Below are 14,459 nucleotides of genomic sequence, written 5' to 3'. Positions count from 1 at the left end.
AACGCCCGGTTACATTCCGAACCCGGAAGCTAAGCCTCACAGCGCCGATGGTACTGCAGGGGGGACCCTGTGGGAGAGTAGGACGCCGCCGAACTCCTTTTAGAGAGCTGGTCCCTGAACTTCGGTTCAGGGACCAGCTCTTTTTTGCTTTGTGTCACTTGCTGTTCACGTTGCGCAGCCAACATCCGCAGACATGGGGACAGTTGAGATGCTGCGAGCCGCGGGCGTCGGTGCGGGTGACGAGGTCATCGTGTCGGCGTACGGGAATGCCGAAGTCGCCGAGGCCGTCGTCGAGGCCGGGGCCATGCCCGTCTTCGCCGACATAGACCCGGACACGTACTGCCTGTCCCTCGAGGCCGTTGCCGCCGGGGTGACGTCCCGTACGGCCGCCGTGGTCGCCGTGCACCGCTTCGGGCGGCACGCCGAGGTCGCGGGGCTGCGTGAACTCGGGGAGCGCCACGGCCTCTTGGTTCTCGAACGGCATGAGGACGAGCAACACAGCCAGGACCAGGGCGGCTTGGAGCGGCGGCGGGCCCATGCCGCGTATCTCAGCGGGCGGCTCAGCGGTGTCATCACGCCGGCCGGGGGAGCAGGGCACACGTACGAGCAGTACGTGGTGCGCGTCCCCGGGAACGGGCGGCCCGACCGGGACGCGTTCGCACGTGCCGTACGGGCCAAGGGAGTTGACTGCCGCGTGCCGGTGAAGACGCCCGTGCACCGCATGCCCCGGTTCTGGCGGGACGTTGCGCTGCCGGAGACCGAGCGGGCCGCCGACGAGACGCTGGCGCTGCCCGTCGACGCGTCCATGTCGCGGCGGGAACTCCAGCGGGTCGTCTCGGCGTGCAATGCGCTCGGCGGATTGCTGCAGCCTGCCTTCTAGTGGTTCGGAGCTGCCTGCGATTCGGGGTATGATCTATTTCGTTGCCGCGCGGGAAACCGTGTGGGCGACAGGCCCCTATAGCTCAGTCGGTAGAGCGTCTCCATGGTAAGGAGAAGGTCAGCGGTTCGATTCCGCTTGGGGGCTCCGCTTATTAAGGCCCCGCCCACTTGGGCGGGGCCTTTTTGCGTCAGTCCTTGTGGAGGCCCGGGACGCGCATCGCGAGGATCGCCATGTCGTCCGAGGGGGCGTCCGTGGCGAAGCGCTCCACGGCGCGCATGACGCGTGCGGCGACCGCGCCGGCCGTCAGGCCCGTACAGGTCGTGAGGACGTCCGCGAGGCCGTCGTCGCCGAGCATGCGGGTGCCCTCGCGGCGCTCTGTGACGCCGTCGGTCACGCAGAGGAGGACGTCGCCCGGGTCGAGGGTGACCGTCTGCTCGTACAGCTCGAGGTCCTCCATGACGCCGAGGAGCGGCTGCGGTTCGGCGTACGGCTCGACCGTGCCGTCCTGGCGGAGGCGGAGCGGGAGGGGGTGGCCCGCGCAGACGACCTTCAGGATCGCCGAGCCGTCCTCCTGGGGCCACAACTCGCCGTAGAGGAGCGTCAGGAAGCGGCTGCGGGCGCCCTCGTCGAGGATCGCGGCGTTCAGGCGCTCCAGGACCGCGGGGCCGCCGAAGCCCTCGCGGGCGAGGAGGCGCAGGGCGTGCCGGGCGAGGCCGGTGACCGCGGCGGCCTCGGGGCCCGTGCCGCAGACGTCGCCGATGGCGAAGCCGTAGGCCCCGTCCCGGATCGGGAACAGGTCGTAGAAGTCGCCGCCCACCTCGTTGCCCTCGCCCGCGGCGCGGTAGATGACATCCACCTCGACGCCCGGCACCTGCGGGAGGCCCGGCGGCAGCAGGCTGCGCTGGAGGGACTGGCTGATGGCCATGCGCTCCGAGTACAGGCGGGCGTTGTCGAGGGCCAGGGCCGCCCGGCGGGAGAGGTCCTCGGCGAGCTCCAGGATCTCCTGGCGGAAGTGCTCGTCGGCGGGCTTGCCGAGGGTGAGCATGCCGATGACGCGGTTGCGGGCGACCAGGGGCAGCACGACGGTCTCGCCGCCGACCGCGGACGCCGTGGAGAGCGTGGTGCCGATGCCGGAGCCCAGGCTCATGGGTTCGCCGAGGCCCAGCGTGCGCATGGAGGTGCGCAGGGCGGCCTGGTGGGCTGCCTCCGAGGGGGCGTTCCAGACGCGGGCGCCGGGAGTGGGTACCGGGTCGGGTGGGGCGATCTTGGTGAGGAGCGCCTTGAGGCCGTCGATGCGCTCCTCGTCCTCATGGAGGACGTACGAGAGTTGGGGCTCGGACTGGTCGGCGACGGTGTAGACGGCGCACCAGGTGGCGAGCGTGGGGACGGTCATCTGGGCCATCAGGGCCAGGGTCTGGTCGCGGTCCAGGGTGCCCGCGAGGAGGTCGGACGCCTCCACGAGGAAGGAGAGCGAGCCGCGGCGCAGACGCTCCAGCTCGCCGAGGCGGGCGGACTCGACGGCGAAGGCGATGCGGTCGGCGGCGAACTGGAGGCGCAGCGCCTCCTCGTTCGAGTACCGGTCGGGGGACTCGGCGGCGACGCCGAGGGAGCCGGTGAGGCGGCCCTCGACCTTCAGCGGGACCGTGACGACCGAGCGCATGCCGGTGTCGTTGAGGAGCGGGACGGCGCCGGGGACGACCGTGAGGTCCTCGTGGACGGCGGGCATGCGGGCGGAGCCGTACCGGCCGGGGCCCGCCTCCACGGGAACGCGGGCGAAGCGCTGGCGGGCCGAGGGGAGGCCGGTGGAGGCCCGTACCTCCAGCTCCGTCTCGTCGTCCGTGGCGAGGAGCAGGAAGGCGGCGTCGCCGTCGAGCATGTCGCGGGCGCGCTCGACCGTGCGCTGCAGCAGGCCGTCGAGGTCGTCGGGGGCCGGCTGGCCGATGAAGATCTCGAAGGAGTCGGTGGCGGGCGGCTCGCTGAGCGTGCCCGGCTCGGGGGCGGGGCCGCGCAGCGGGGTCTGCAGGACGGCGCGCTCGTCGTCGCGGACGAGGAGGCAGACCGTGGAGGGTTCGCCGTCGGTGTCGCGGACGCGCAGGTGCGAGGCGTAGACGGGGGTGACGCGTCCGTCGGCGCCGCGGATGCCGTAACTGCCTTCCCAGCGCGAGAGTTGGAGGGCGTCGGCGATGCCGGTGCTGGTGCCCGGGGTGTGCGGCCAGGCGGCGAGGTCGGTGAGGGGCTTGCCGGTGACCTGGTCCGCGACGTACCCGAAGAGCTCTTCCGCGTCCTCGTTCCACGCGGAGATCGCGCCCATGCGGTCGATCTGGACGACGGCGACGCGGACCCGGCCGTCGGTGAGCGGGAGCAGGTCGGCGGGGAGCGACGGGCCCGCGGCGCGGGTGCCCACCGGGCGGTCGGGCAGGTCGAGTTGGAACCAGACCTGCTTGTGCGTGGGGGTGTAGTCGACGCCCCAGCGGGTGGCGAGCGCCGCGCACAGCTGGAGGCCGCGGCCGCCCTCGCGGTCGGGGCTGCCCATGTTCACGGAGGACTGCTGGAGCGGGATCTCGCGCTCCGGATAGCGGTCCGAGACCTCGATGCGCACGGCGTCCTCGCTGCGCAGGCACAGGACGTCGGCGGCGGTGCCGGCGTGCACGACCGCGTTGGTGACCAGCTCGCTGGTGAGGACGACGGCGTCGTCCACGACGTCGGTGAACCCCCAGCCCTGGAGGGTGTCGCGGACGAAGGAGCGTGCCGTCGCGACGGAACGCCCGACGGGGTCGAAGGTGGCAGCCGCGCGCGCGGTGATCACAGCACTCCTCGTACGAGTATCGACAGTATCGACGCCCAGTTCTCCCGAACTCATGGTGCGGCCGCCCCTCCGATGCCCGCTTGTACGTGTGCCACCGCCCAGGCCGGGCAGGACCGGGGTGGTTGGACAGCCGGATGCCAGGTTACTTACCTTCGCCGTCCATGCTGATGCCGGTCGTCAGTGTTTCCGCCCGGAGGGTGTGCGGACGGTGTGCGAAGCTGCCGAACTGTTATGGCCTGGTTCAGCCATGGTGAAACACTGGGCAAGCTTCATGGAGAGAGCCCGGGCAACCCCCAGCAGTTTGGTCGACCCTTGCGGGAGGGACACAGTGGAGTCTGGCGCAGCGACGCGGGGCACTAAGACGCGCGCGAAAGACGGACAGTCCCTGAGTAAACAGCGCAAGTCGCGCAACGGGACCACAGCGGTGGACACGGCCGCGCTGAACAGGCTGCTCGCGGCCCTGGCGGCGATGCGGGACGGAAATTTCCGCAAGCGGCTCACGGTCTCCGGCGATGACGTGATGTCGCAGATCGCGGCGGTCTTCAACGAGGTGGCCGACCGGAACCTGCACCTCACCGGAGAGCTGTCGCGGGTGCGGCGCATGGTCGGACGTGAGGGAAAACTCACGGAGCGGCTCGAGGGCGGCGCGAGCGAGGGCTCGTGGGCGGCGGCGATCGACGCGTCGAACGCGCTGGTCGACGATCTCGTACGGCCGGTCTCCGAGGTCGGCCGGGTGCTCACCGCGGTGGCCGAGGGCGACCTGGAGCAGCGGATGGAGCTGCGGGCGCAGGGCGCGGACGGCAGCGGGCATCCGCTGCGCGGGGAGTTCCTGCGGGTCGGGCGCACGGTCAACAACCTTGTCGACCAGCTGTCGACGTTCACGGACGAGGTCACGCGCGTGGCCAGCGAGGTGGGGACCGAGGGCAAGCTGGGCGGGCAGGCCCGGGTGCGCGGTATGTCGGGTTCGTGGAAGGACCTCACGGATTCGGTCAATACGATGGCGTATCGGCTGACCGCGCAGGTGCGGGACATCGCGCTGGTGACGACCGCGGTGGCCAAGGGTGACTTGTCCCGGAAGGTCACCGTTCATGTCGCCGGTGAGATGCTCGAGTTGAAGAACACCGTCAACACGATGGTGGACCAGCTCTCCTCGTTCTCCTCCGAGGTGACCCGCGTCGCGCGTGAGGTCGGCACGGAGGGCGAGCTCGGCGGGCAGGCGCAGGTGCCGGGTGTCGCGGGTGTCTGGAAGGACCTCACCGACTCGGTGAACCTGATGGCGGGCAACCTCACCGCCCAGGTGCGCGGGATCGCGCAGGTGACGACGGCGGTGGCCAACGGCGACCTGTCGCAGAAGGTCACGGTCAGCGCGCGCGGCGAGGTCGCGCAGCTCGCCGAGACGATCAACCAGATGACCGAGACGCTGCGCACGTTCGCGGACGAGGTCACGCGTGTGGCCAACGAGGTCGGCGCGGAAGGGCAGTTGGGCGGTCAGGCGAACGTGCCGGGCGCGGCGGGGACTTGGAAGGACCTGACGGACTCCGTCAACACGGTCTTCCGGAACCTGACGACGCAGGTGCGGGACATCGCGACGGTCACGACGGCGGTCGCCAACGGTGATCTGTCGCAGAAGGTCACCGTCGATGTCGCGGGCGAGATGCTGGAGTTGAAGAACACCGTCAACACGATGGTGGACCAGCTGTCGGCGTTCGGTGCCGAAGTGACGCGGGTGGCGCGGGAGATCGGCGTCGAGGGTGAGCTCGGCGGGCAGGCGCAGGTGCAGGGCGCGGCCGGGACGTGGAAGGACCTCACCGACTCGGTGAACACCGCTTTCCGCAACCTCACCGGTCAGGTGCGCAACATCGCCCAGGTGACGACGGCGGTCGCCAACGGCGACCTGTCGCAGAAGGTCACGGTGGACGTCTCCGGAGAGATGCTCCAGCTGAAGAACACCGTGAACACGATGGTGGACCAGCTGTCGTCGTTCGCCGACCAGGTCACGCGGATGGCGCGGGACGTGGGCACGGAGGGACGGCTCGGCGGCCAGGCGCGCGTGGACGGCGTCAGCGGCACGTGGAAGGACCTGACGGACTCCGTCAACTTCATGGCGGGGAACCTGACGTCGCAGGTCCGCCAGATCGCGCAGGTGACGACGGCGGTGGCCCGCGGTGATCTGTCGCAGAAGATCGAGGTCGACGCCCGGGGCGAGATCCTCGAGCTGAAGAACACGATCAACACCATGGTCGACCAGCTCTCCGCCTTCGCCGACCAGGTCACGCGCGTGGCCCGCGAGGTGGGTACGGAGGGGCGGCTCGGCGGCCAGGCGCAGGTGCCGGGTGTGGCCGGTGTGTGGCGCGACCTGACCGATTCCGTGAACGGCATGGCGGGCAACCTCACCGCGCAGGTCCGCAACATCGCGCAGGTCGCGACGGCGGTGGCGCGCGGTGACCTCTCGCAGAAGATCGGCGTGGACGCGCGCGGCGAGATCCTGGAGCTGAAGAACACCCTCAACACGATGGTGGACCAGCTCTCGGCCTTCGCCGAGCAGGTGACCCGGGTGGCCCGTGAGGTGGGCACCGACGGCATCCTGGGCGGCCAGGCGGAGGTCCAGGGAGTCTCGGGCACCTGGAAGGACCTCACGCAGTCGGTGAACGGCATGGCGAACAACCTCACCCTCCAGGTGCGGAACATCGCCGAGGTCACGACCGCCGTCGCCATGGGCGACCTCTCCAAGAAGATCACCGTCGACGCGAAGGGCGAGATCCTCGAACTCGTCACGACGGTCAACACGATGGTCGACCAGCTCTCCAACTTCGCCGAGCAGGTGACCCTGGTCGCCCGCGAGGTGGGCACCGAGGGCAACCTCGGCGGTCAGGCCCGGGTGCCCGGCGTCACCGGCATCTGGAAGGACCTGAGCGACAACGTCAACCTGATGGCCTCCAACCTGACTAGCCAGGTGCGGAACATCTCCCAGGTCTCGGCGGCGGTCGCCAACGGTGACCTCACCAAGAAGGTCACCGTCGAGGCGCGCGGCGAGGTGGCGCAGCTCGCCGACACGGTCAACACGATGGTGACGACGCTGAGTTCGTTCGCCGAGCAGGTCACGCGAGTGGCCCGTGAGGTGGGCACCGACGGCATCCTCGGCGGTCAGGCGCGCGTCCCGGGCGTCTCGGGCACGTGGAAGGACCTCACGGAGTCCGTGAACGGCATGGCCTCCAACCTCACCGGCCAGGTCCGCAACATCGCGATGGTGACCACCGCGATCGCCAAGGGCGACCTGACCAAGAAGATCGACATCGATGCGCGCGGCGAGATCCTGGAGCTCAAGACGACCATCAACACGATGGTCGACCAGCTCTCGTCGTTCGCGGAGCAGGTCACCCGGGTCGCCCGCGAGGTGGGCACGGAAGGCCAGCTGGGCGGCCAGGCGCGGGTACGGGACGTCGACGGCACCTGGCGCGACCTCACCGAGTCCGTGAACGAGATGGCCGGGAACCTGACCCGGCAGGTGCGCGCCATCGCGAAGGTCGCGACCGCGGTGACCCGCGGCGACCTGAACCTCAAGATCGAGGTGGACGCGGCCGGCGAGATCCAGGTCCTCCAGGACAACATCAACACGATGATCGCGAACCTCCGCGACACCACCCTCGCCAACAAGGAGCAGGACTGGCTGAAGGGCAACCTGGCGCGGATCTCCGGCCTGATGCAGGGCCGCCGCGACCTGGAGGACGTCGCCTCGCTGATCATGAGCGAGCTGACGCCGGTGGTCTCCGCGCAGCACGGCGCGTTCTTCCTGGCGATGCCCACGGACGACGCGAGCACCGAGGAGGACGCGTACGAGCTGCGCATGCTGGGCAGTTACGGCTACTCGATGGGCTCGATGCCGACGTCGTTCCGGCCCGGTGAGACGCTCATCGGCACGGCGGCCAAGGAGCGGCGCACGATCCTCGTGGAGAACGCCCCGTCCGGGTACCTGCGGATCGCCTCCGGTCTCGGGGAGGCGCCGCCCGCCCAGGTCATCGTGTTGCCTGTGCTCTTCGAGAACACGGTCCTCGGTGTGATCGAGCTGGCGTCCTTCCAGCCCTTCACGCACATCCAGAAGGACTTCCTCAGCCAGATCGCCGAGATGATCGCGACGAGCGTCAACACCATCAGCGTCAATACGAAGACCGAGGTGCTGCTCAAGCAGTCGCAGGAGCTCACCGAGCAACTCCGGGAGCGCTCGGCCGAGTTGGAGAACCGGCAGAAGGCCCTCCAGGAGTCGAACGCGGAGCTGGAGGAGAAGGCCGAGCTGCTCGCCCAGCAGAACCGGGACATCGAGGTCAAGAACACCGAGATCGAAGAGGCCCGGCAGGTCCTGGAAGAGCGCGCCGAGCAGCTCGCGGTGTCGATGCGCTACAAGTCCGAGTTCCTCGCGAACATGTCGCACGAGCTGCGCACACCGCTCAACTCCCTGCTGATCCTGGCCAAGTTGCTGGCCGACAACGCCGACGCGAACCTGACCCCGAAGCAGGTCGAGTTCGCCGAAACGATCCACGGGGCGGGCTCGGACCTGCTGCAGCTCATCAACGACATCCTCGACCTGTCGAAGGTCGAGGCGGGCAAGATGGACGTCTCCCCGACGCGCATCGCCCTGGTCCAGCTCGTCGACTACGTAGAGGCCACGTTCCGGCCGTTGACGGCAGAGAAGGGCCTCGACTTCTCCGTACGGGTGTCCCCGGAACTGCCCGCCACGCTGCACACGGACGAACAGCGCCTCCTCCAGGTGCTGCGCAATCTGCTGTCCAACGCGGTGAAGTTCACCGACTCCGGAGCCGTCGAGCTGGTCATCCGGCACGCCAACTCCGATGTGCCCAACGCCATTCGGGAGCAGCTCCTGGAGGCGGGCTCGCTGCGGGACGCGGACGCGGACCTGATCGCGTTCTCGGTGACCGACACGGGCATCGGGATCGCCGCGAGCAAGATGCGGGTGATCTTCGAGGCGTTCAAGCAGGCGGACGGCACCACGAGCCGCAAGTACGGCGGTACGGGCCTCGGGCTCTCCATCAGCCGGGAGATCGCGCGGTTGCTCGGCGGTGAGATCCACGCGGCGAGCGAGCCGGGCCGCGGCTCCACGTTCACGCTGTATTTGCCGCTGCACCCGAGCGAACTGCCGCCCCAGGGCTACACGCAGCTCGCCCCGCCGTCCGCGTCGGGCGACAGGCCGGTCCTGGAGGCCCTGGACGAGGCGGTGGCCATCGAGCCCGCGCCGTCGCCCGGCGAGGCCGCTCCGCCGCGCCTGGAGGCCCCTTCGGGGAACGGGACGCTGTTCCGGCGCAGCACGCGCCGTACGGCGCCCACGCCCGAGCTGCCGGCCTCGCTGCCGGGGCAGTCGGCCCCGGGCGGTCAGGAGCGCCAGCAGGAGCAGTGGCAGGGCGCGGGGCAGGAGTCGGCGCCCGCGCGCGGGGGCTTCCAGTTCGGCGGCGAGAAGGTGCTGATCGTCGACGACGACATCCGCAACGTGTTCGCGCTCACGAGCGTCCTGGAGCAGCACGGCCTGTCGGTGCTGTATGCGGAGAACGGCCGAGAAGGCATCGAAGTCCTGGAGCAGCACGACGATGTGACGGTCGTCCTGATGGACATCATGATGCCGGAGATGGACGGCTACGCAACGACGACGGCGATCCGCAGGATGCCGCAGTTCGCCGGACTGCCGATCATCGCGCTCACCGCGAAGGCGATGAAGGGCGACCGGGAGAAGGCGATCGACTCCGGAGCCTCCGACTACGTGACGAAGCCGGTGGACCCGGATCATCTGCTCACAGTGATGGAGCAGTGGATGCGCGCGGAGTGACCGAGTAGCCCGGAGATTACGCGGAGTTGCTGACTCAGTGTGGCCGACGCCGTGTAGAAGGGCGGTATACGGGGAACCTTCTGGTCTCCCACTGCGTTTCTGCTACGTGCACAGTGACATCGCGGTGACAGGGTGTGGCGACCGGCGGGGTGCGGCTACCATGACCGGCACAAGGACGGGCGGCGCAACGGAGTCGTCCCCTGGGGCGGCGCCCGGTGTACCGCCGGGGCGAGGAGGGCGGGCCATGGTGCAGAAGGCCAAGATCCTCCTGGTCGATGACCGGCCGGAGAATCTGCTGGCGCTGGAGGCGATCCTCTCCGCGCTCGATCAGACACTGGTGCGGGCATCGTCCGGGGAGGAAGCGCTCAAGGCACTACTCACGGACGACTTCGCGGTCATTCTGCTGGACGTCCAGATGCCGGGCATGGACGGTTTCGAGACGGCCGCACACATCAAGCGGCGAGAACGGACCCGGGACATCCCGATCATCTTCCTCACCGCCATCAACCACGGCCCGCACCACACGTTCCGGGGTTACGCGGCGGGCGCGGTCGACTACATCTCCAAGCCGTTCGACCCGTGGGTGCTGCGCGCGAAGGTCTCGGTCTTCGTCGAGCTGTACATGAAGAACTGCCAACTCCGGGAGCAGGCGGCCCTGCTGCGCCTCCAGCTCGAGGGCGGCGACAAGTCCGCGCCCGGGGACACGAAGGAGCCCGCGGGCCTGCTCGCCGAACTGTCGGCGCGCCTCGCGGCCGTTGAGGAACAGGCCGAGGCGCTCACCAAGCAGCTGGACGACGAGTCGGCGGACGCCGCCGCGGTCGCCACCGCCGCCCATCTCGAACGCAAACTGACCGGTCTGCGCCGGGCTCTTGACGCCCTGGAACCGGGCACGGGCAGTGGGGCTGCCTCCGTCTCCTCGCAGAACTGACGGGTGGCGCCGCCCCGCTGAGCGGCCGTCAGTCGGCCGCCCCGTCGCGGCGACACAAACGGGTGAAGCAGTGGGCACACGTGTCCGCAGTGGCCTCCACCGGTAACCTCACACCCATGGCCTCACGTCCCGCAGCCAAGAAGACGCCCGCGAAGAAGGCGGCCGCGCCGACCAAGGCTCCGGCGAAGAAGGCCCCTGCCAAGAAAGCGCCCGCGAAGAAGGCGGCGGCGAAGAAGGCCCCCGCCAAGAAGGCAGCGGCCAAGAAGCCCGCTCCGAAGCCGGCACCGAACCCCACGGGCGGCCTCTACAAGCTCGTGCGCGCCCTCTGGCTGGGCGTCGCACACGGTGTGGGAGCCATGTTCCGCGGCATAGGGCGGGGCGCGAAGGGACTCGACCCCGCGCACCGAAAGGACGGCCTCGCGCTGCTCCTGCTCGGCCTCGCGCTGATCGTCGCGGCGGGCACCTGGTCGAACCTGCGCGGACCCGTCGGGGACCTGGTCGAGATGCTGGTGACCGGCGCCTTCGGCCGGCTCGACCTGATCGTGCCGATACTGCTCGCGGTCATCGCGGTGCGCTTCATCCGCCACCCCGAGAAGCCCGACGCCAACGGCCGCATCGTGATCGGTCTGTCCGCGCTCGTCATCGGCGTGCTCGGGCAGGTCCACATCGCGTGCGGTGCCCCCGCGCGCAGCGACGGGATGCAGGCCATAAGGGACGCGGGCGGCCTCATCGGCTGGGGCGCCTCGACTCCGCTGACCTTCACCATGGGCGACGTCCTCGCGGTGCCGCTGCTCGTGCTGCTCACGATCTTCGGGCTGCTCGTAGTCACCGCGACGCCGGTCAACGCCATCCCGCAGCGGCTGCGTCTCCTCGGAGTGCGGCTCGGCGTCGTACAGCCCGGGATCGACCACGAAGAGGCGGTCACCGAGGACGACGAGCGGTACGACGAGCAGTGGCGCGAGGCCCTCCCGGAGCGCCCCAGGAAGCGTGTGCGGCCCGCTGAGGCGTACGCCCCGGAGCAGGCCGAGCAGGAGGCGCTCTCCAAGCGGCGCAGGCCGCGCAGGGCCTCCGTACAGCCCGATATGGACCGGCCCATGGACGCGGTGGACGTGGCGGCCGCCGCTGCCGCCGCGCTCGACGGCGCGGTGCTGCACGGCATGCCGCCCTCGCCGCTGGTCGCCGACCTGACGCAGGGCGTCGCCGCGGACCGCGGGGAGCGCGAGGAGCGGCAGGAGCGGGAGCCGTCGGCTCCGGTGCCGACCGCGCGCGGCAAGGGCGGGCCGGTGCCCGGGAAGCTCGTGAAGGAGCCCGAGGAGGCCCAGGAGGCGGTCGCGTCGGCCGTTCCGGACCTCACGAAGTCCGCGCCGGACGAGCTGCGCGACCTGCCGCCGCGGGCCGAGCAGCTGCAGCTCTCCGGCGACATCACGTACGCGCTGCCCTCCCTGGACCTGCTGGAGCGCGGCGGCCCCGGAAAGTCCCGCAGCGCCGCCAATGACGCGGTCGTCGACTCGCTGTCGAACGTCTTTACGGAGTTCAAGGTCGACGCGGACGTCACCGGCTTCACGCGCGGCCCGACGGTCACGCGCTACGAGATCGAGCTCGGCCCCGCCGTGAAGGTCGAGAAGATCACGGCGCTCGCCAAGAACATCGCGTACGCCGTGGCCTCGCCGGACGTGCGGATCATCTCGCCGATCCCCGGCAAGTCCGCGGTCGGCATCGAGATCCCGAACACCGACCGCGAGATGGTCAACGTCGGTGACGTGCTGCGCCTCGCGGACGCGGCCGAGGACGACCACCCGATGCTGGTCGCGCTCGGCAAGGACGTCGAGGGCGGCTATGTGATGGCGAACATCGCGAAGATGCCGCACATCCTCGTCGCCGGAGCCACCGGTTCCGGCAAGTCGTCCTGCATCAACTGTCTGATCACCTCGATCATGTGCCGGGCGACCCCCGAGGACGTCCGGATGGTCCTGGTCGACCCCAAGCGCGTCGAGCTCACGGCGTACGAGGGCATCCCGCACCTGATCACGCCGATCATCACCAACCCGAAGCGCGCCGCCGAGGCCCTCCAGTGGGTCGTGCGCGAGATGGATCTGCGCTACGACGACCTGGCCGCGTACGGCTTCCGGCACATCGACGACTTCAACCAGGCCGTGCGCGACGGCAAGGTTGAGGCGCCGCCCGGCAGCGAGCGCGAGCTGCAGCCGTACCCGTATCTGCTGGTGATCGTCGACGAGCTGGCCGACCTGATGATGGTCGCGCCGCGCGACGTCGAGGACTCGATCGTGCGCATCACGCAGCTCGCGCGCGCGGCCGGAATCCATCTGGTGCTCGCCACCCAGCGGCCCTCGGTCGACGTCGTGACCGGCCTGATCAAGGCGAACGTGCCCTCGCGGCTCGCCTTCGCGACGTCCTCGCTGGCCGACAGCCGCGTCATCCTCGACCAGCCGGGTGCGGAGAAGCTCATCGGAAAGGGTGACGGTCTGTTCCTGCCGATGGGTGCGAACAAGCCGACCCGTATGCAGGGCGCCTTCGTCACCGAGGACGAGATCCACGCGGTGGTCAAGCACTGCAAGGACCAGATGGCGCCGGTCTTCCGCGACGACGTCACCGTCGGCACCAAGCAGAAGAAGGAGATCGACGAGGACATCGGCGACGACCTGGATCTGCTCTGCCAGGCCGCTGAGCTGGTGGTATCCACCCAGTTCGGGTCCACGTCGATGCTCCAGCGCAAGCTGCGCGTGGGCTTCGCGAAGGCGGGGCGCCTGATGGACCTGATGGAGTCGCGGAACATCGTCGGGCCCAGCGAGGGGTCGAAGGCACGTGACGTTCTTGTGAAGCCTGACGAACTGGATGGAGTGCTCGCGGTGATCCGCGGGGAGGCTCATCCGTAAGGGTGTGGCAGGCAACCGTTTCCCTTCGGCGTACGTCAAGTTGAGGGGAACGACAGCACCACGCCCCACCATCGGGACGACCGGAGGTGTCCGGCCATTCTGATGGCGTACAAAGTCCGTCCGCCCGGTTGCCTCACCCTTTCTTCACCCCCCTAGACTGAACCTCCGGCAGGTGGCTACACGCTCGAAAGGCGCCCCCGTGTCCATCGGCAACTCCCCTGAAGACGACCGCCCTTCAGACGACAGCGCTGCTGACGGCCTGACAGCTGACGCCAGCGCAGCGGCCTCTCACGCCGCGGACGATCGCCCCTCGATCGGCCGAGCGCTCCAGCAGGCCCGCATCGCCGCGGGTCTGACCGTCGACGAGGTCAGTACGTCGACGCGGGTGCGCATCCCGATCGTGCATGCGATCGAACAGGACGACTTCTCGCGCTGCGGCGGCGATGTGTACGCCCGCGGCCACATCAGGACCCTGGCCCGCGCCGTCGGCCTCGATCCGGCGCCGCTCCTCGCGCAGTACGCGGAGGGGCACGGCGATGTGACCCCCACGCCGACGCCGGCCGCGCCGCTCTTCGAGGCCGAGCGCATCCGCTCCGAACCCCGCAGGCCGAACTGGACCGCGGCCATGGTCGCGGCGATCGTCGCCGTCATCGCCTTCGTCGGCTTCACCGCGTTCAACGGGGACGACGGGGACGGCAAGAAGGGGCCGGTCGCCGAGGGCCCCAAGACCTCCACCAGCAAGCCCACCGCCCCGAAGCCCAAGCCCAGCAAGCCCGCCGACCCCAAGCCGGACCCCTCTGACAGCGCCATCGCCGGCGTGCCGCGCGACAAGGTCACCGTGAAGGTCAACGCGGCGGACGGCCGGAGCTGGATCTCCGCCAAGGACCACAGCGGCCGACAGCTCTTCGACGGCGTCCTGGAACAGGGCAAGTCGAAGACCTTCCAGGACCAGAAGAAGATCGACCTGATCCTCGGCGACGCGGGCGCGGTCCAGCTGTATGTGAACGGCAAGCAGGTCGACAACGAATTCGAACCGGGCCAGGTCGAGCGCCTCAGCTACACCAAGGGCGACCCCGAGGTCGGCTGACCTGCGGGGGCGCCCCGAAGGGCCTCCTGACTGC

6 protein-coding genes, 1 tRNA gene and 1 rRNA gene are annotated in these 14,459 nt (G+C 69.7%); 7 read left to right on the top strand and 1 reads right to left on the bottom strand.

Annotation, left to right across the window (positions count from 1 at the left end):
* The 3 genes from rrf to ACFWYM_RS20630 all read left to right on the top strand — a co-directional run.
* Window positions 1-94: ribosomal RNA gene (gene rrf / locus ACFWYM_RS20640) — 5S ribosomal RNA — on the top strand; the annotation flags it as partial.
* 57 nt (window positions 95-151) lie between these two features.
* Entirely contained in the window at window positions 152-880 is a 729-nt protein-coding gene (locus tag ACFWYM_RS20635; RefSeq protein ID WP_384838834.1) for a DegT/DnrJ/EryC1/StrS family aminotransferase, read from the top strand.
* A gap of 71 nt (window positions 881-951) precedes the next feature.
* Window positions 952-1,024 (top strand) — tRNA-Thr (locus tag ACFWYM_RS20630).
* A gap of 43 nt (window positions 1,025-1,067) precedes the next feature.
* Here ACFWYM_RS20630 and ACFWYM_RS20625 read toward each other — a convergent pair.
* Complete coding sequence (locus tag ACFWYM_RS20625) at window positions 1,068-3,740, bottom strand: SpoIIE family protein phosphatase (RefSeq protein ID WP_384838831.1); 2,673 nt, start codon at window positions 3,738-3,740, stop codon at window positions 1,068-1,070.
* A 274-nt stretch (window positions 3,741-4,014) separates the two neighbouring features.
* Between ACFWYM_RS20625 and ACFWYM_RS20620 the strand changes: the two genes are divergently transcribed.
* The 4 genes from ACFWYM_RS20620 (at window position 4,015) to ACFWYM_RS20605 (ending at window position 14,425) form a co-directional block, all read left to right on the top strand.
* The gene (locus ACFWYM_RS20620) at window positions 4,015-9,516 is read left to right on the top strand and encodes a HAMP domain-containing protein (RefSeq protein WP_384838828.1); all 5,502 of its coding nucleotides are present in this window, start codon (window positions 4,015-4,017) and stop codon (window positions 9,514-9,516) included.
* Window positions 9,517-9,760: 244 nt separating this feature from the next.
* Window positions 9,761-10,444, top strand: a complete 684-nt coding sequence (locus ACFWYM_RS20615; protein ID WP_384838824.1) for a two-component system response regulator — start codon at window positions 9,761-9,763, stop codon at window positions 10,442-10,444.
* A gap of 116 nt (window positions 10,445-10,560) precedes the next feature.
* Window positions 10,561-13,338, top strand: coding sequence for a DNA translocase FtsK (locus ACFWYM_RS20610; RefSeq protein WP_384838821.1), 2,778 nt, complete (start codon window positions 10,561-10,563; stop codon window positions 13,336-13,338).
* Window positions 13,339-13,537: 199 nt separating this feature from the next.
* Entirely contained in the window at window positions 13,538-14,425 is an 888-nt protein-coding gene (locus ACFWYM_RS20605; RefSeq protein ID WP_384838818.1) for a helix-turn-helix domain-containing protein, read from the top strand.
* The last annotated feature ends 34 nt before the right edge of the window (window positions 14,426-14,459 follow it).

This window comes from Streptomyces sp. NPDC059009 (assembly GCF_042740175.1).
Taxonomy (GTDB): Bacteria; Actinomycetota; Actinomycetes; order Streptomycetales; family Streptomycetaceae; genus Streptomyces.
This window is presented reverse-complemented; position numbering and strand designations above follow the sequence as displayed.